Source organism: Halomonas sp. LBP4 (genome assembly GCF_003202205.1).
GTDB classification, from domain to species: domain Bacteria; phylum Pseudomonadota; class Gammaproteobacteria; order Pseudomonadales; family Halomonadaceae; genus Halomonas; species Halomonas flagellata.
Genome location: NZ_PDOG01000004.1, coordinates 390777 through 407802, shown reverse-complemented (window position 1 = coordinate 407802; position 17026 = coordinate 390777). Strand labels below are relative to the sequence as shown.

Genomic DNA, 17026 nt, shown 5'->3' with positions numbered 1-17026 from the left:
AGTGTCATGATTCTGTCGTATTTTGCTGGTGCAACTCCTCGAAGGCCATGGCCATGAGCGACCCCTCCCCGTCACTGCATCTGCGACAGCGCCTGCGCCGGGGCCGTGATCATCTGGCCACCGCGCTGATCACCGCCGGTGGCATCGGGGTGATCGCCGCCCTCCTGGCCATCGGGGTCTTCCTGGTGGTGGAGGTGGTGCCGCTGTTCTGGTCCACCCCGACGGACACCGGCCACGAGGTGAGCTGGCGGGCGCTGTGGTTGCCGCAATCCTACGAGGGCTACGACGCGCCCCAGCATCGCTGGCAGCCCACGGTGACCTCGGCGGAGGAGCGTCCGCAATACGGCATGACCCCGCTGGTCTGGGGCACCCTCAAGGCGGCGGCCTGGGCACTGGTGATCGCCGTGCCGCTGGCGCTGGGGGCGGCGATTCACTCCGCCATGTTCATGTCGCGGCGCCTGCGTAGCCGCATCAAGCCCACCCTGGAGCTGATGGAGGCGTTGCCCGGCGTGGTGATCGGCTTCATCGCCGGTCTGGTGCTGGCCCCCTGGGTGGAGCGGCACCTGGCCGGGGCCCTGGCGCTGGTGGTGCTGTTGCCCCCGGGGGTGCTGATCGCCGGCTGGGGCTGGACACGGCTGCCGGTGCGGCTGCGCCGCTGCCTGCCGCTGGGCTGGGCCGGGCTCTGGCTGGTGCCCTGGCTGTTGCTGCTGGTGGCCGCGGCGCTGGGCCTCGCCCCCTGGCTGGAGGCCGGCTGGTTCGGCGGCGACCTGCGTGGCTGGCTGGAGCTCCGCCTGGGGCTCGATTATGCCAGCCGCAATGCCATGATCGTCGGACTGGCCATGGGCTTCGCGGTGATGCCGAGCGTCTACGCCCTGGCCGAGGACGCGCTGTCCGGGGTCCCGGGAAGCCTCGGCGAAGGAGCTCAGGCGATGGGCGCGACCCGCTGGCAGACCCTGTGGAAGGTGGTACTGCCCGCCGCCAGTCCCGGGGTCTTCTCGGCGGTGATGATCGGCGCCGGCCGGGCGGTGGGCGAGACCATGATCGTGCTGATGGCCAGCGGCAATACCGCGCTGATGACCCTGAGCCCCTTCGACGGCATGCGCTCGATGGCCGCCAGCATCGCCATCGAGCTGCCCGAGGCCGCGTTCGGCGGGACTCACTACCGGCTGCTGCTGCTGGCGGCGCTGGCGCTGTTCGTCTTCACCTTCCTGGTCAACACCCTGGCCGAGGTGGTGCGCGCTCGGCTGCGACATCGCTATCGGCGCCTGGGCGGCGCGCCATGATGTCCCATGACCTGACCCGGGGCGAGGGCCCCTGGCCCTGGCTGGCGGCAGGCAGCGTAGCGCTGTCGTTGCTGATGCTGGGCGCCCTGCTGGTGTTGCTGGCCGGGCGTGGCCTGGGCCATTTCTGGCCGGCGCCGGTGGCGCTGGTCGAGCTCGAGAATGGCCGCTGGCTGGCCGGCGAGGCGGTGAAGGAGGCGCGGCTGCCAGGGGCGGAGGGCAGCGGGACCCGTGGACGCGAGCGGCTCTATCGCACCGCCAATCGGGATCTGGACGATGGCATCTGGACCTGGGTGGCGCTGGAGACGATCGCCGACGTGGGCTACCCGGATGAGCTGGTGGTGCTGGAGCGTCGCCGCTGGGGGGATTTCATCGGCCGGCTGATGGCGGTGGAGCGCGACGGACGCCCGCTGGGTGAGGGGAAATCGGCCTGGACGGTGCTACAGGCGCGACTCGTCGAGCTGGAGGTACTGCGTGATGAACAGGCCAGGCTGCGCCGGAAGACGATCATGCCGCTGGCGGCACGACTGGCGACCGGCCCCGACGCCGAGGCGAGCCGTGACCTGGCCCGGGCCAATGCCCAACTGCGCGAGCTCCGGGCCGAGATGGGCCGTGATCGCCTGGTGCTGGAGAGTGCCGACGGGCGACGGCTGGAGCAGCCGCTGGTGGAGGTGGTGCGTGCCTGGCGGCCCAATGCCATGTCGCCGGTCGAGAAGCTCGCCGCCTGGGGACAGGGCGTCTGGCGCTTCCTCGCCGAGGGGCCGCGGGCGGCGAATACCGCCGGCGGCGTCTGGCCGGCGATCTTCGGCACCGTGCTGATGGTGCTGCTGATGTCGGTGCTGGTCACCCCCTTCGGCGTGCTGGCGGCGATCTATCTCAACGAGGTGGCGCACCAGGGACGCTTTACCCGGCTGGTCCGCATCGCCGTGCGCAACCTGGCCGGGGTGCCGTCGATCGTCTATGGTGTCTTCGGCCTGGGGGTATTCGTCCATGGCATCGGCGGTTCCCTGGACGCCTGGTTCTTCGAGGAGGCGCTGCCCTCGCCGACCTTTGGCACCGGGGGCCTGCTGTGGGCCTCGCTGACCCTGGCGCTGCTGACCCTGCCGGTGGTCATCGTGGCCACCGAGGAGGGGCTGGCGCGTATCCCCGACCAGCAGCGCGAGGGCGCCCTGGCCCTGGGGGCCACCCGCCTGGAGATGCTGACCCGGGTGGTGCTGCCCATGGCGACGCCGGCGATGCTCACCGGGTTGATCCTGGCGGTGGCCAGGGCCGCCGGTGAGGTGGCGCCCCTGATGCTGGTGGGGGTGGCCAAGCTGGCGCCCCAGGTACCGGTGGACGGTGACTTTCCCTTCCTGCATCTTGAAAGGAAGTTCATGCACCTGGGCTACCACATCTTCGACACGGCCTTCCATGGCGGCGATGTCCAGGCCGCCTTGCCACTGGTCTATGCCACGGCGCTGCTGCTGGTGCTGGTGATCCTGGTACTTAACCTGACTGCAATATTTCTGCGGCATCATCTGAAGGTGCGTCATGGAGCGCTGCCGCGTGTCTAATCATCGAGCGCCGTGGTGCCGGAAGGAGTGACCTCGATGTCCGTGCTTGTGCAGCCGCGATCGACCGGTTCCGGTCCGATCATCGACTTTCACCGCGAGGCAAGCTGCCTGGAGATCGAGGACCTGAGCCTCGCCTATGGCGACAAGCCGGCGCTGCGCGGCTTGACCCTGCGTGTGCCGCGGCATCGGGTGACGGCCTTCATCGGTCCCTCGGGCTGCGGCAAGTCGACCCTGCTGCGGGCACTCAATCGCCTCCATGACCTCAACGAGGAGGTCAGCCACGAGGGGAAGGTGCTGCTCGAGGGGCGTGACATCCACGACCCGGAGGTGGCCGTGGCCGAGCTGCGGCGGCGGGTGGGCATGGTGTTCCAGGTGCCCAACCCCTTCCCGATGTCGATCTACGACAACGTGGCCTTCGGCCTGCGCCTGCTGGGGGGCATGCGCCGGCGCCAGATGGACGACGTGGTCGAGTGGGCGCTGACCTCGGCGGCACTCTGGCACGAGGTGAAGGATCGCCTGAGGGCCTCGGCCTGGTCGCTTTCCGGCGGCCAGCAGCAGCGCCTGGTGATCGCCCGGACCCTGGCGGTCAGGCCCGAGGTGCTGCTGCTCGACGAGCCGGCCTCGGCCCTGGACCCCATCTCGACCTTGAAGATCGAGGAGCTGATCCGCAACCTGAAGTCACAGCTGACCCTGGTGCTGGTCACCCACAACATGCAGCAGGCCGCGCGGGTCTCCGACTACACCGCCTTCCTGCAGGAGGGGGAACTGGTGGAGTACGGCCCCACCGATACCCTGTTCACCAATCCGCGCCTGCGGCGTACCGAGAACTACATTACCGGGCGCATGGCCTGACGCCCTGCCCCCGAGGAGAGTCCCATGGACATCACCAGCGATACCCACAGCCAGCATATCTCCCGGCAGTTCAACCAGGAGCTCGAGGAACTCAAGACCCACCTGATGGCCATGGGCGGTCTGGTCGAGAAGCAGGTCCAGGATGCGGTCACCGCCCTGCTCGACGGCGATACCCGCCTGGCCGAGCGGGTGGTCGACAACGACAATCAGGTCAACGAGATGCAGATTCGCCTCGACGAGGAGTGCACCCGGGTGCTGGCCCGCCGTCAGCCGGCGGCGTCCGACCTGCGCCTGGTGCTGGCGGTGATCCGCGCCGCCTCGGACCTCGAGCGCATCGGCGACGAGGCCAGCAAGATCGCCCGCAACGCCATCGGCTTGGTGGAAGCCGACAACGGCTCCCGCGGCTTCGTCGAGGTGAGGCTGATCAGCGAGCATGTGCGCAAGATGGTGCGTGACGCCCTGACGTCCTTCGCCCGTTTCGATACCGAGCTGGCCCTCCAGGTGGTCCACGAGGACGAGCAGGTGGACAGCGAGTACCAGAGTGCCATGCGCTCGCTGATGACCTTCATGATGGAGGATGCCCGGGTGATCTCGCCGGTGCTCAGCGTGATGTGGATCCTGCGGGCCCTGGAGCGCATCGGCGACCATGCCAACAACCTGGCCGAGTACGTGGTCTACCTGGTCAAGGGGCTCGACATCCGTCACACCGACCCGGACGAGCTCGACGAGCAGTCGCTGACCGGCAAGGGTTGACCGGCAGGCCGGTTTGGCCGTCAATGACGCGGGCCACCGCCCCCGGCGGTGGCCTGCCGTGTTGTTGAGTGCGCTGCTGCCTGCGAGGACCCCTCATGCTCGATGCCTTCTCGGCCCTTTCCCGCGGTACCCGCCTGGTCTATGGCCGCGGCCTGCGCCGCTACGTCTTCGTGCCCATCGCCGTCAACCTGCTGGTCTATGCGGCCATGCTGCATTACGTGCTGGCCAACTTCGGGGCCTGGCTCGACGGCTGGATGGCCATGGTGCCGGGGTGGCTCACCTGGCTCTCCTGGCTGATCTGGCCGCTGTTCGTGATCAGCCTGGTGCTGATCGTGTTCTTCACCTTCACCCTGGTGACCCACCTGATCGCCGCGCCCTTCTACGGCTTCCTGGCGGCGAAGGTCGAGGTGGTCGCCACCGGCCGGCCGCCGCTGGACGACCGTGGCCTGCTCCGGACCGCGGTGGACGCCCTGGGCCGCGAGCTGGTCAAGCTGGCCTACATCCTGCCGCGGATGGCGCTGCTGTTCGTGATCAGTTGGATCCCGCTGCTCAACCTGGTCGCCCCCTTGCTGTGGTTGGCCTTCTCGGCCTGGATCATGGCCATCACCTACCTCGACTATCCCATGGACAACAACAAGGTGAGCTTCGCCGACATGCGCCGCCGTCTCGCCGCCCGCTGGTGGCCGACGCTGAACTACGGCGGCTGGGTGACCCTGATCACCTGGATCCCGCTGGCCAACCTCTTCCTGCTGCCCGGCGCCGTGGCCGGCGCGGTGCTGATGTGGGAGCGGCACTACCGCGGCCTGGAGTCGGTCCCCGCCCCGCGCTGACCGGGCCAGGGGGGCGGCTGCTATGCTGTAGGCGACGATGTTCGCCCCTTACCCCTTCTTTCCCTCATGCAGCCGACAAGGAAACCGCTACATGCCGCTTCGTGCTTCCCTGATGTTCGCCGCCGGCCTGGTGTTCTCCGCCACCGCCCTGGCCCACGACTACCCGCTGGACGATGTGCGGGTCAGCCATCCCTTCGCCACCCCGGCCCCGCCCAGCGTGCCCCACGCCGCGGCCTACGTGGACATCCGCGTCGACGGCAGCGAGCCCGCCGTGCTGGTGGGGGCCCGCAGCCCGGCGAGCGAGACGGTCGAACTGCACGACATGGCCATGGACGACGGCGTGATGCAGATGCGCCGGGTCGAACGGATCGATATCCCCGCCGGCACCCTCCAGACCATGCGTCCCGGCGGTGGCTACCACCTGATGTTGTTTGACCTCGTCGCCCCCCTCAACGACGGCGATCGCTTCCCCCTGACCCTGGAGTTCGCCGAGCGCGGCGAGATCGAGGTGGAGGTCTGGGTACAGAGCGCCGGGGAGGGCAGCGAGGACGCCGCGGATCACCATCATTGAGGCGGATCTGCCCCGCGGCGAGACGCCGCGGGGCAGGGAAGCTCGATGGCCCAGGGGTCAGGGCAGCTTGTCGATCTCGATGCCGGTGGCCGCGGTGACGGCCGGTAGCGGTGACAGCAACAGGCTGGCCACGTAGTAGATGACCGCCCCGAGGATCGAGCCGGTGAACCAGCCGTAGTCGTAGAACCAGTACAGGGTGCCGGTGGTCAGCGACAAAAGGGTCAGCGTCACCGGAATGCCGAAGGCGATGAAGCCAGCGACATTGACGGCCGGGTAGGCCTGCCCATCCCGATACAGGCTCGGCACGTCGAGCTGCTGGCGCTTGATCAGGAAATAGTCCACCGCCATGATCCCGGCGATCGGCCCCAGCAGGCTGGAATACCCCAGTAGCCAATTGGAATACATGCTTTCCAGCGAGACGCCGGAGGCGATGATGCCGGCCTTCTGGAGCAGGTCGTAGCCCATCAGCAGCACCCCCACCAGGCCGGTGATCAGCACCCCACGGGTGTGGTCGACCAGCTTCGGCGCCACGTTCTGGAAATCGTTGGTCGGCGAGACGATATTGGCCGCCGTGTTGGTGGACAGGGTCGCCACGATGATCAGGACCATGGCGATGCTCACCCAGAACGGATTGTCGATCATGCCGATCAGGTTGACCGGGTCGGCGACGGTCTGGCCCACCAGCGACGCCGAGGCGGCGGTCATCACCACCCCCAGGGCGGCGAAGAAGAACATGGTCAGCGGCAGGCCCAGTACCTGGCCGACGATCTGGTCCTTCTGGCTTCGGGCGAAGCGGCTGAAATCGGGAATGTTCAGCGACAGCGTGGCCCAGAAACCGACCATGGCGGTCAGCCCGGCGAAGAAATAGCCATAGACCGGCGCCCCCTCGGGGCGTGATGGTGGCTGCGCCAACAGCTCGGTCATCGACATGTGCGGCCAGGCCCAGAACATCAAGCCGACACCCACCGCCAGCAGCAGCGGGGCCGCCAGCGTCTCCAGCCACTTGATCGATTCGGCGCCGCGAATCACCACGTAGAGGTTCATGGCCCCGAAGACGAAGAAGCCGATCACTTCGCCGACGCCCCCCAGCGCCCGCCAGGGGGGGAAGATCGCCGAGAGCAGCAGGTGAATGGCCAGGCCCCCGAACATGGTCTGTACGCCGAACCAGCCGCAGCCGACCAGCGCCCGGATCAGGCACGGCACATTCGAGCCGAGGATGCCGAACGACGAGCGCAGCACCACCGGAAAGGGGATGCCGAACCTGGTGCCGGGAAAGGCATTGAGGGTCAGGGGGATCAGCACGATCACGTTGGCGAGCAGGATCGCGAACAGCGCCTCGCCCACGCTGAGGCCGAAGTAGGCGGTCAGCACCCCGCCCAGGGTATAGGTCGGCACACAGATCGACATTCCCACCCACAGGGCGGCAATGTTCCATTTCGACCAGGTGCGTTCATGCGCCTTGGTCGGGGCGATATCGGCATTGAAGCGCGGGCTGTCGCGGATGTCATCGCCCTCCTCGAGCTCGATCAGGCCTTGCTTGTCCAACATCTTCGATGACTTGGCGGTCATTGTTGTTCTCCTCGTCACTGGATGATTTCACCATGCCTGGCTGGCGACCGTGCCAAACGCGAGGCAATAAGCGTGCCCAATTGCTGCCAAGGCGAAGCCAGGGCGTCACGGTACCCTTCGCTCTTCCTTCGGGCATGGGCAGCAACTCGATGATTTCCAGAAAAAACTGACGATATCGACAGCAATTTAGAAGGCCGTAAGGCCTCCATGACGGTTCCCGATACCGTGGATGTTTTCACGCTTCATGACAGGCTAGTCAGTTTTCATCATGGTTCAAGATCTGTTAGCCGTCTAAGTAAAACCGCCGGTTATTTTGTTTAACTATATGTTTTTATTTTGATTTATGGAGCATTTGACAGGGCTTCATGCTGGTGCAGCCGCTCACCCGCTTGGTGAAGGGGACCGCAGAAATCCAGAATTTATCTTTTAATACAATGGCTTGAAGTAAAGTATAGCGAAAGGAAAAAAATGACTTGCAGGAGTCCCCGGCAAGGGTCTAGTTTCAAAAAGCTGTCTCACTAGACAGCTTTTTTTAGCCCAGCCGTTCCATCAGGGGTTCGTGAGGTCCACCTTCCGGTCCTCATGGGTCCGACAACAACTACGATTCGGGTGAGTCACCATGCAGAAGATGAAAATCGGCCTGATCCAGATGGGTCTCAAGGCCAGTACCGACCTTGAGCCGGAGGCGATTCGCGATGCCATGAACGAGGCCCACCTGCCGCTGATCCAGCGGGCCGCCGATGCCGGTGTACAGGTGCTGTGCTTCCAGGAAGTCTTCAACCAGCCCTATTTCTGTCCCAGCCAGGACCCCAAGTGGTACGCCGCCGCCGAGCGCGTGCCCGAGGGCCCGACCTGCCGGATGATGCAAAAGCTCGCCGCCGAGCACCGCATGGTAATGATCGTGCCGATCTACGAGGAGACGGTGACCGGCGTCTACTACAACACCGCCGCGGTGTTCGATGCCGACGGCAGCTACCTGGGCAAGTACCACAAGACCCATATCCCCCAGGTCGCCGGCTTCTGGGAGAAGTTCTACTTCAAGCCCGGCAGGTCCGAGTGGCCGGTATTCGACACCGCCTACGGCAAGCTCGGCGTCTATATCTGCTACGACCGCCACTTCCCCGAGGGCTGGCGTGCCCTGGCCCTCAACGGTGCCGAGGTGATCTTCAACCCCTCGGCGACGGTGGCAGGGCTCTCCCAATACCTGTGGGAACTCGAACAGCCCGCCTCGGCCGCCGCCAACGGCTGCTTCATCGCCGCCATCAACCGCGTCGGCACCGAGGCCCCCTGGAACATCGGCGAATTCTACGGCTCGAGCTACATCGTCAATCCCCGCGGCCAGATCGAGGCCCAGGCCAGCGACAAGGACGACGAACTGCTGATTCACGAGATCGACCTCGAGATGGTCCGCGAGGTGCGCAACAACTGGCAGTTCTTCCGCGACCGACGGCCGGAGGCCTATGCGCGCCTGACCGACGGGGAATGACTCGACGGCTAGTACCTCAACCTCAACGACAATCGAGCGAGAACCACCATGACCCTCTTGATTCGCGGTGGCACCGTGGTCACCGATAGCGACACCTACCGCGCCGATATCCTCTGCGACGACGGCAAGATCCAGGCCATCGGCGCCGACCTCGACACCCCGGCAGGCTGCGAGGTGATCGACGCCGGCGGCATGTATGTGATGCCCGGCGGCATCGACCCCCACACCCATATGCAGCTGCCGTTCATGGGCACCGTGGCCAGCGAGGACTTCTATACCGGCACCGCCGCCGCCCTGGCCGGCGGCACCACCTCGATCATCGACTTCGTGATCCCGAGCCCCGGGCAGTCGCTGCTGGAGGCCTTCGAGACCTGGCAGGGCTGGGCCGAGAAGGCTGCCGCCGACTTCGCCTTCCACGTCGCCATCACCTGGTGGGACGACAGCGTCAGGGAGGAGATGGGCACCCTGGTACGCGAGCACGGCGTCAACAGCTTCAAGCACTTCATGGCCTACAAGGGCGCGATCATGGCCACCGACGACATCCTGGTGGAGAGCTTCTCGCGCTGTCTGGAACTCGGCGCGGTGCCCACCGTGCATGCCGAGAACGGCGAGCTGGTCTACCACATGCAGCAGAAGCTGCTGGCCGAGGGGATGACCGGGCCGGAGGCGCACCCCCTGTCGCGCCCGCCCCAGGTCGAGGGCGAGGCCGCCAGCCGGGCGATCCGTATCGCCAGCACGCTGGGCGCGCCGATCTACCTGGTACACGTCTCGACCCGGGACGCCGTCGACGAGATCGCCTATGCCCGCCAGCAGGGCCACCCGGTCTACGGCGAGTGCCTGGCCGGCCACCTGGTGCTCGACGACAGCGTCTATCTCGACACCGACTGGGGGCGCGCCGCGGCGCATGTGATGAGCCCGCCGTTCCGGCCCAAGGGCCACCAGGAGGCGCTGTGGCACGGCCTGCAGTCCGGCAACCTGCAGACCACCGCCACCGATCACTGCTGCTTCTGCGCCGAGCAGAAGGCCGCCGGACGCGAGGACTTCACCAGGATCCCCAACGGGACTGCCGGGGTCGAGGATCGCATGGCGGTGCTGTGGGAGGAGGGCGTGAACGGCGGCAAGCTGTCGATGCAGGAGTTCGTCGCCCTGACCTCCACCAACACCGCCAGGATCTTCAACCTCTACCCGCGCAAGGGGGCGGTGCAGGTGGGCGCCGACGCCGACCTGGTGGTATGGGACCCCGCGGGAACCCGCACCATCTCGGCCGAGACCCACCACCAGAACGTCGACTTCAACATCTTCGAGGGCAAGACGGTGCGCGGCATTCCGCGCCACACCGTCAGCCAGGGCAAGTGGGTGTGGCGCGACGGTGAGCTGCGCGCCGAGCGTGGCGCGGGTCGCTACCTCGAGCGTCCGGCCTACCCGGGGGTGTATGAACTGCTCGAACGCCGCGCCGAGCTCAATGCGCCCAAGCCGGTGACACGCCCCTAGACGCATAGCCGGCCCCTGACAGGCCCACAACAACAACGAGGTAACCACCGTGAATCACGACCTGACCCATCTGCCCCGGGTCGGCGATGCTCTCGCCGATCGCCCGGGTATGTCACCCCAGGCGCTGGATGACAATTTCAGCGACCTGCATCCACCGCTGACCCAGCGCCAGGCAATCATCGAGAGTGAGCGCTGCCTGTACTGCTACGACGCCCCCTGCATCGAGGCCTGCCCGTCGGACATCGATATCCCGCGCTTCATCCGCCAGATCAGCGAGCACAATATCAATGGCGCCGCACACACCATCCTCGAGCAGAACATCCTCGGCGGCAGCTGCGCCCGGGTCTGTCCCACCGAGATCCTCTGCGAGCGGAGCTGCGTGCGCAACCATGACGCCGAGTGCCAACCGGTACTGATCGGCCTGCTGCAGCGCCACGCCACCGACCATATGCAGTTCGACGCGCATCCGTTCGAGCGCGCCGCCGACAGCGGCCGCCATGTGGCGGTGGTCGGTGCCGGCCCGGCAGGCCTGGCCTGTGCCCACCGACTGGCGATGTTCGGCCACCGGGTGACCATCTTCGAGGCCGAGGCCAAGCCCGGTGGCCTCAACGAGTACGGCATCGCCCGCTACAAGATGACCGATGACTTCGCCCGCAAGGAGGTGGAATTCCTGCTCGAGATCGGTGGCATCGAGATCCGTCATGGTCAACGGCTGGGCCATAACCTGAGCCTGGCGCGACTGCACACCGACTACGACAGCGTGTTTCTGGGCCTCGGCCTGGGCACCAGCCGTCGGCTGGGGCTGACCGGCGAGGAGGCCCCGGGCCTTGCGCCGGCGGTGGATTATATCAAGGAGTTGCGCCAGGCCGACGACCTGACCCGGCTGCCACTGGCCCGGCGCTGCGTGGTGATCGGTGCCGGCAACACCGCCATCGACATGGCGACGCAGATGGCCCGGTTGGGTGCCGACGAGGTGGCCCTGGTCTATCGCCGCGGTGTGGAGGCCATGTCGGCCACTGGCCACGAGCAGGAGATCGCCAGGGCCAACGGGGTGCGCATGGTGACCTGGGCGAAGCCAGTGGAAGTGCTGCTCGACGCCGGGGGGCGCGTGGCCGGCATGCGCTTCGAGAAGACCCGCGCCGCCGATGGACGGCTGGTCGGTACCGGCGAGACCTTCGAGGTCGCCGCCGACGCCGTGTTCAGGGCCATCGGCCAGGGCTTCGACGGCGACAGCCTCAGCGACCCGGCGGCCGGCGAGCTGGCCCGCGACGGCGAGCGCATCCGGGTCGACGAGGCGTTTCGCACTTCGCTGCCGGGGGTCTATGCCGGCGGCGACTGCGTGGCCCCCGGCCAGGACCTCACCGTTCAGGCCGTGCAGCACGGCAAGCTCGCCGCCCATGCCATCCACCAGGATCTCTTGGCCAAGCAGGAGGCCGCATGACGACTCTTCCCCAAGGGCCCGACACCGGGCTCGTCAATGGCGTCGATCTTTCCATCGACTTCGTCGGTATCAAGGCCCCCAACCCCTTCTGGCTGGCCTCGGCACCCCCCACCGACAAGGCCTACAACGTGGTGCGCGCCTATGAGGCGGGCTGGGGCGGCGTGGTGTGGAAGACCCTCGGCGAGGATCCGCCCGCGGTCAACGTCTCGTCGCGCTACTCGGCGCACTTCGGCAGGAACCGCGAGGTGCTCGGCTTCAACAACATCGAGCTGATCACCGACCGTTCGCTCGCGGTCAACCTGCGCGAGATCACCGCGGTCAAGCAGGCGTGGCCGGACCGCGCGCTGATCGTGTCGATCATGGTCCCGTGTGAAGAGGCCGCGTGGCAGCATATCCTGCCGCTGGTGGAGGCCACCGGGGCCGACGGCATCGAGCTCAACCTGGGCTGTCCCCACGGCATGCCCGAGCGTGGCATGGGCGCCGCGGTGGGCCAGAATCCCGACCTGATCGAGCAGGTCGCCCGCTGGTGCAAGCAGTATTACGCCAAGCCGGTGATCGTCAAGCTGACCCCCAACATCACCGACATTCGTGTGGCCGCCCAGGCCGCCCTGCGCGGCGGGGCCGATGCGGTGTCGCTGATCAATACCATCAACTCGATCACCAGCCTCGACCTCGACGCCATGGTCGCCAGGCCCACCGTGGGCGGCCAGAGCACCCACGGCGGCTACTGCGGCAGCGCGGTCAAGCCCATCGCGCTGAACATGGTCGCCGAGATCGCCCGCGATGCCCCCACCCGCGACCTGCCGATCTCGGGCATCGGCGGCATCTCCAACTGGCGCGATGCCGCGGAGTTCGTGGCGCTCGGCGCCGGCAGCGTGCAGGTGTGCACCGCCGCCATGCTGCACGGCTTTCGCATCGTCGAGGAGATGAAGGACGGGCTGTCGCGCTGGATGGCCGAGAAGGGCTACCGCTCGATCGAGGCGTTCTCCGGCAGGGCGGTGGCCAACACCACCGACTGGAAGCACCTCGACATGAACTTCCAGACCATCGCCCACATCGACCAGGACACGTGCATCCAGTGCGGTCGCTGCTACATCGCCTGCGAGGACACCTCGCACCAGTCGATCGCCAAGCTGGTCGACGCCGGCGGGGCACGGCGCTACGAGGTGATCGAGGAGGAGTGCGTGGGCTGCAACCTGTGCCAGATCACCTGCCCGGTGCAGGACTGCATCACCATGCTGCCCCAGGAAACCGGCAAGCCCTACCTGAGCTGGGATCAGGACCCGCGCAATCCCTTCCGCCAGGCCGGCTGACGACACCGGATCTCGTCGCCCAGCAGCCTGTCGGACTTGACCGATCGTCGCGAGAAATACGGATTTCGAGTCAAGTTTATCGATCTGATGAGGCGAATAGCGAGCTATTTAACGAATCAGCTGCTAGGGGGTCAGGCCGATACCGCGCAGTATCACCGAGATCACCGACTGGACCGCCTTCTCGAACTGCATGTCATCGAGGGGGCGGTCGTCGTTGAGCAGGGCGATCTGGTGATCGAAGTCGGCGTAGTGCTGGGTCGAGGCCCAGATCATGTAGAGCAGATGGGAGGGCTCCACCGGCAGGATCGCGCCCGCCTCGATCCACTCGCGGATCTTGGCTTCCTTGAGCTTGGCCCACTCGTAGAGGTTGTCGCGCAGGTGCTCCTGCAGGATCGGGGCACCCTGCATCACCTCTGCCGCCCACACCTTGGAGCCGTGGGCGCGATTGCGGGAGTGCATCATCTTGGCGCGGATATAGGTCGAGAGCACGATGCGTGGGTCGTCGTAGAGTTCAAAGCACAGCGCATCCTGCTTCCAGACCTCCAGCAGCTCCAGCAGCACCTCGCGATAGAGCACTTCCTTGGTGGCGAAGTAGTAGTGCACGTTGGATTTGGGAAGTTCGGCCAGTCTGGCGATATCGCCCATCGAGGCCCCGGCGTAGCCTCTCTCGGCGAAGACGCGCTCGGCGGCAAGCAAGATTTTCCCCCGATTGTGGCGCCTTATTTCATCCTGTTTTCTTGCCATCTGGGGGGTACCTTGCAGCCATCCCGTGTTTCTCTGGCGATCCGCTCCGATCGCCTACGCATGGCAAACCATGTGCTCTTTCGGAAAATCGATAAAAAACAAGCCTATACTCGGATCATACACAAGTAGGCACCACAGCGACAGCGGGGGCGTCTACTGCCCTGGATCATACGAACCGCACGTACTTTCAGCGTTGAACGGGTGGGGAACGATGGGCATCGACTGCGTTCCCCGCCTCGCTGTCACGCCAGCGCGTCCAACGTGGTGGCCACGGCATCGAAGAGCCGCCGCCCGCGGTCGTCGATGAAGTAGCGGCCCTCGGCGCCGGTGATCACCCGCGGATGGGCTTGGAAGTCACGGTTGGCGCTGAACGGCATCCAGTAGTGGCGGTTGAGCGAGGATCGGCTCGCCCGGGACGCCATCGAGGCATCCTGGGTGGATGATGGCTGGCTCAATATGCTCACTTGCTAGATTACAGGTACTTCACCAAACCGGTGGTGCCGCCATGCGGCACCACGGTCGCGCTCATATGGTTCATCCAGCACAGCAGGACAACTGCTTGACATCCTTGGTGAAGGTCTGGGCACAGAGCTTGAGGCCTTCCACCATGGTCAGGTAGGGAAACAGCTCATCGCCGATGGCCTGCACGGTCATGCGGGCGCGCAGCGCCATCACTGCGGTCTGGATCAGCTCACCGGCTTCCCCCGCCACCGCCTGGACGCCCAGCAACCGCCCCGAGTCGCGTTCGGCCACCATCTTGATGAAACCACCGGTGTCGAAATTCACCAGCGCACGCGGCACGTTCTCCAGATCGAGCACGCGGGTCTCCACGCTGAAGCCCTGCTTGAGTGCCTCGGCCTCCGTCAGGCCGACGGTGGCCACCTGGGGGTCGGTGAAGATCACCGCCGGCATGGCACTGAGGTCCAGGGTGGCCTCGCCGCCGGTCATGTTGACGGCGGCTCGGCTGCCCCCGGCGGCGGCGACGTAGACATACTCCGGCTGATCGGTGCAGTCACCGGCGGCATAGAGTCCCGGCACCGTGGTTTGCAGATGCTCATTCACCAGAATCGCGCCACGCGCGGTTTCCACGCCGATGCCCGCCAGGTTCAGCGCCTCGGTGTTGGGTGTCCGTCCGGTGGCCACCAGCAGTTGATCCGCCCGCAAGGTGCCGGCGTTGGTGTCGACACTGAATTCATTGTCGGTATTGTCGGTGTAGTCCACGCGGCTCGCCTGGGTCTGCTTGAGTACCTCGATGCCCTCGCGGCGAAACGCCGCCTCCACCGCGTCCCCCACCGTCGGGTCTTCCCGAGACAACAGGCGGCTGCGGGCCAGCAGGGTGACCCGGCTGCCCAGCCGGGCGAAGGCCTGGGCCAGTTCCAGGGCCACCACCGAGGCCCCGATCACGATCAGCCGCTCGGGAAGGGTGTCCAGGGCCAGCGCGCTGGTGGAGGTCAAGTACGGGGTGTCGGCCAGCCCCGGCACCGGCGGTTCTGCCGGACGGGCGCCGGTGCCGATGAAGGCGCGATCGAAGCGGACGGTCTGCTCGCCGCCTTCCTTCAACTTGACCGTCAGATGCTGGGCATCGACGAACCGGGCCTCGCCATGCAGGACCGTGATGGCCGGGTGGTCGCGCAGAATCCCCTCGTACTTGGCATCACGCAGTTCCTCGACACGCCCCTGCTGTTGCCTGAGCAGCTGCGCCCGGTCCACCACCGGCGTCTGGGCGCTCAGGCCTGCATCGAAGGGACTTGCCGTGCGCAAGTGGGCAATATGGGCGGCGCGAATCATGATCTTCGAGGGCACACAGCCGGTATTGACGCAGGTGCCGCCGAGGGTCCCGCGTTCGATCAGGGTGATGCGGGCGCCGCGTTCGGCGGCTTTGAGGGCCGCCGCCATGGCGGCGCTGCCGCTGCCGATGACCGCGATGTGCAGCTTCTTGACGTCACTCATGGGGGGTATTCCTTGATTTGCTGGAGCTGTTGGCACAACGGGCGTCGTACTGCTTTTTGCGCCAAATCGCATAGAGGGTCAGGCCGATGAAAAAGGCCAGGGCCGGCAGTAGCACATAGTCGAGATAGCCGGTCAGAGCCGCCAGGCCCACCGTGCCGAGCAGGATCACCAGGATCGGCGTAAAGCAGCACAGCGCCACCAGGACGGTGCCAATCACGCTCACGCGCAGTAGGGTTTTCGGGTTCTTCATGGTCACTCCTGATCCGCTTCCGCTGTTGTCATGGGGAACCTCCTCTCAATAGAACCACGGCAAGGTGTAGGGAAAGACGAGCGCGGTCAGTACCAGTAGCGACACGATCCAGAACATGACCTTGTAGCCCGTCCTGACGCGTGGCACGGCACAAAGCTCACCCGGCTGGCACTTTTCCACTGGCCGGAAGATCCGTCGCCAGGCGAAGAACAGTGCCACCAGCGCCACGCCAATGAAGAGCGGGCGATACGGTTCCAGGGCAGCAAGGTTGCCGATCCAGGCGCCGGAAACGCCCAGCATGATCAGCACCAGCGGGCCGAGACAGCAGGCCGAGGCCAGGAGGGCCGCGATCCCTCCGGCGGCCAAGGGGCCCCGCCCCGATTTCGATGTTGACATTGCGCTTGCACCTTTCATGACCTTGTTCACTGAGATAAGGTTACTTCCGTAGTCAGATACGGAGTCAAGGCGCATGCAGAATGAATTGAACTCTCTGACCATCGGCGGCCTGGCCAAGGCGGCTAACGTGCATGTCGAGACAATCCGGTATTACCAGCGTCGGGGGCTACTGCCGGAGCCAGCCCGGCCCTACGGCAGTATCCGCCGTTACGGTACCGCCGAGGTGTCGCGCCTGACCTTCGTGAAAACCGCGCAGCGGTTGGGCTTCAGCCTCAACGAGGTGGCCGAGTTGCTGCGCCTGGAGGATGGCACCCATTGCCAGGAAGCCAGCACCCTGGCCGAGCACAAGTTGGAGGATGTGCGAAAGAAGATCGAAGGTCTCCAGCGTATCGAGCAGGTGCTGGACGAGATGGTACACCGCTGCCACAGAGAGGAAGGCAACATCACCTGCCCACTGATTGCGTCATTGCATGAAGGTCTCGGCGAGGCGGGGGATCCAAGGGCGTAACCCATCGGCAGTGAGTCGATAAACGACTCAGCCAGAGAT

At 66.0% G+C, this 17026-nt stretch carries 17 protein-coding genes; 11 read left to right on the top strand and 6 right to left on the bottom strand.

Annotation, left to right across the window (positions count from 1 at the left end):
- The first annotated feature begins 53 nt into the window (after positions 1 to 53).
- The 6 genes from CR157_RS15310 (at position 54) to CR157_RS15285 (ending at position 5839) form a co-directional block, all read left to right on the top strand.
- The gene (locus tag CR157_RS15310) at positions 54 to 1283 is read left to right on the top strand and encodes an ABC transporter permease subunit (protein ID WP_110284600.1); all 1230 of its coding nucleotides are present in this window, start codon (positions 54 to 56) and stop codon (positions 1281 to 1283) included.
- Positions 1283 to 2833 carry a phosphate ABC transporter permease PstA gene (gene pstA, locus CR157_RS15305; protein ID WP_110284380.1) on the top strand — a complete coding sequence of 517 codons (1551 nt, stop codon included), beginning with the start codon at positions 1283 to 1285 and terminating at the stop codon, positions 2831 to 2833. Before CR157_RS15310 ends, pstA begins: the two co-directional genes overlap by 1 nt.
- 36 nt (positions 2834 to 2869) lie before the next feature.
- A complete protein-coding gene (pstB, locus tag CR157_RS15300; protein WP_110284379.1) occupies positions 2870 to 3685 on the top strand; it encodes a phosphate ABC transporter ATP-binding protein PstB in 816 nt (271 codons plus the stop codon).
- Positions 3686 to 3709: 24 nt separating this feature from the next.
- Positions 3710 to 4438 carry a phosphate signaling complex protein PhoU gene (gene phoU / locus CR157_RS15295; RefSeq protein ID WP_110284378.1) on the top strand — a complete coding sequence of 243 codons (729 nt, stop codon included), beginning with the start codon at positions 3710 to 3712 and terminating at the stop codon, positions 4436 to 4438.
- A gap of 95 nt (positions 4439 to 4533) precedes the next feature.
- On the top strand, positions 4534 to 5268 hold the full coding sequence (cysZ, locus tag CR157_RS15290; protein WP_110284377.1) for a sulfate transporter CysZ: 735 nt from the start codon (positions 4534 to 4536) through the stop codon (positions 5266 to 5268).
- 91 nt (positions 5269 to 5359) lie between these two features.
- Entirely contained in the window at positions 5360 to 5839 is a 480-nt protein-coding gene (locus tag CR157_RS15285) for a copper chaperone PCu(A)C (protein WP_110284376.1), read from the top strand.
- Positions 5840 to 5896: 57 nt separating this feature from the next.
- On the opposite strand, the gene CR157_RS15280 is transcribed toward CR157_RS15285, so the two are convergent.
- Entirely contained in the window at positions 5897 to 7408 is a 1512-nt protein-coding gene (locus tag CR157_RS15280; RefSeq protein ID WP_110284375.1) for an NCS1 family nucleobase:cation symporter-1, read from the bottom strand.
- 619 nt (positions 7409 to 8027) lie between these two features.
- Here CR157_RS15280 and CR157_RS15275 point away from each other — a divergent pair.
- The 4 genes from CR157_RS15275 to preA are packed head-to-tail and all read left to right on the top strand — an operon-like array spanning position 8028 to position 13139.
- Positions 8028 to 8894 carry a nitrilase-related carbon-nitrogen hydrolase gene (locus CR157_RS15275; RefSeq protein ID WP_110284374.1) on the top strand — a complete coding sequence of 289 codons (867 nt, stop codon included), beginning with the start codon at positions 8028 to 8030 and terminating at the stop codon, positions 8892 to 8894.
- A gap of 48 nt (positions 8895 to 8942) precedes the next feature.
- Positions 8943 to 10385 carry a dihydropyrimidinase gene (gene hydA / locus CR157_RS15270; protein ID WP_110284373.1) on the top strand — a complete coding sequence of 481 codons (1443 nt, stop codon included), beginning with the start codon at positions 8943 to 8945 and terminating at the stop codon, positions 10383 to 10385.
- A 49-nt stretch (positions 10386 to 10434) separates the two neighbouring features.
- Complete coding sequence (locus CR157_RS15265) at positions 10435 to 11826, top strand: NAD(P)-dependent oxidoreductase (RefSeq protein ID WP_258364193.1); 1392 nt, start codon at positions 10435 to 10437, stop codon at positions 11824 to 11826.
- Positions 11823 to 13139, top strand: coding sequence for an NAD-dependent dihydropyrimidine dehydrogenase subunit PreA (gene preA, locus CR157_RS15260; protein ID WP_110284372.1), 1317 nt, complete (start codon positions 11823 to 11825; stop codon positions 13137 to 13139). The genes CR157_RS15265 and preA overlap by 4 nt, the downstream gene beginning before the upstream one ends.
- A gap of 123 nt (positions 13140 to 13262) precedes the next feature.
- Here preA and CR157_RS15255 read toward each other — a convergent pair whose 3' ends face one another.
- The 5 genes from CR157_RS15255 to merT form a co-directional block, all read right to left on the bottom strand.
- Positions 13263 to 13835 carry a TetR/AcrR family transcriptional regulator gene (locus CR157_RS15255; protein WP_258364192.1) on the bottom strand — a complete coding sequence of 191 codons (573 nt, stop codon included), beginning with the start codon at positions 13833 to 13835 and terminating at the stop codon, positions 13263 to 13265.
- A gap of 290 nt (positions 13836 to 14125) precedes the next feature.
- Complete coding sequence (locus CR157_RS15250; RefSeq protein WP_258364191.1) at positions 14126 to 14338, bottom strand: hypothetical protein; 213 nt, start codon at positions 14336 to 14338, stop codon at positions 14126 to 14128.
- Positions 14339 to 14417: 79 nt separating this feature from the next.
- Complete coding sequence (merA, locus tag CR157_RS15245) at positions 14418 to 15833, bottom strand: mercury(II) reductase (RefSeq protein ID WP_110284370.1); 1416 nt, start codon at positions 15831 to 15833, stop codon at positions 14418 to 14420.
- On the bottom strand, positions 15826 to 16083 hold the full coding sequence (merF, locus tag CR157_RS15240) for a mercury resistance system transport protein MerF (RefSeq protein ID WP_110284369.1): 258 nt from the start codon (positions 16081 to 16083) through the stop codon (positions 15826 to 15828). The genes merA and merF overlap by 8 nt, the downstream gene beginning before the upstream one ends.
- Before the next feature lie 45 nt (positions 16084 to 16128).
- Entirely contained in the window at positions 16129 to 16479 is a 351-nt protein-coding gene (merT, locus tag CR157_RS15235) for a mercuric ion transporter MerT (RefSeq protein WP_110284368.1), read from the bottom strand.
- 73 nt (positions 16480 to 16552) lie between these two features.
- Between merT and merR the strand changes: the two genes are divergently transcribed.
- Positions 16553 to 16987, top strand: a complete 435-nt coding sequence (gene merR / locus CR157_RS15230; RefSeq protein ID WP_110284367.1) for an Hg(II)-responsive transcriptional regulator — start codon at positions 16553 to 16555, stop codon at positions 16985 to 16987.
- Positions 16988 to 17026: the final 39 nt, after the last annotated feature.

Bases quoted from the DNA above. Each gene is read 5' to 3' on its own strand.
- pstA (WP_110284380.1), top strand. From the start codon at position 1,283: ATGTCCCATGACCTGACCCGGGGCGAGGGCCCCTGGCCCTGGCTGGCG.
- merF (WP_110284369.1), bottom strand. From the start codon at position 16,083: ATGAAGAACCCGAAAACCCTACTGCGCGTGAGCGTGATTGGCACCGTC.
- hydA (WP_110284373.1), top strand. From the start codon at position 8,943: ATGACCCTCTTGATTCGCGGTGGCACCGTGGTCACCGATAGCGACACC.
- CR157_RS15275 (WP_110284374.1), top strand. From the start codon at position 8,028: ATGCAGAAGATGAAAATCGGCCTGATCCAGATGGGTCTCAAGGCCAGT.
- CR157_RS15285 (WP_110284376.1), top strand. From the start codon at position 5,360: ATGCCGCTTCGTGCTTCCCTGATGTTCGCCGCCGGCCTGGTGTTCTCC.
- CR157_RS15280 (WP_110284375.1), bottom strand. From the start codon at position 7,408: ATGACCGCCAAGTCATCGAAGATGTTGGACAAGCAAGGCCTGATCGAG.
- phoU (WP_110284378.1), top strand. From the start codon at position 3,710: ATGGACATCACCAGCGATACCCACAGCCAGCATATCTCCCGGCAGTTC.
- CR157_RS15310 (WP_110284600.1), top strand. From the start codon at position 54: ATGAGCGACCCCTCCCCGTCACTGCATCTGCGACAGCGCCTGCGCCGG.
- merR (WP_110284367.1), top strand. From the start codon at position 16,553: ATGCAGAATGAATTGAACTCTCTGACCATCGGCGGCCTGGCCAAGGCG.
- merA (WP_110284370.1), bottom strand. From the start codon at position 15,833: ATGAGTGACGTCAAGAAGCTGCACATCGCGGTCATCGGCAGCGGCAGC.
- cysZ (WP_110284377.1), top strand. From the start codon at position 4,534: ATGCTCGATGCCTTCTCGGCCCTTTCCCGCGGTACCCGCCTGGTCTAT.
- merT (WP_110284368.1), bottom strand. From the start codon at position 16,479: ATGTCAACATCGAAATCGGGGCGGGGCCCCTTGGCCGCCGGAGGGATC.
- pstB (WP_110284379.1), top strand. From the start codon at position 2,870: ATGTCCGTGCTTGTGCAGCCGCGATCGACCGGTTCCGGTCCGATCATC.
- preA (WP_110284372.1), top strand. From the start codon at position 11,823: ATGACGACTCTTCCCCAAGGGCCCGACACCGGGCTCGTCAATGGCGTC.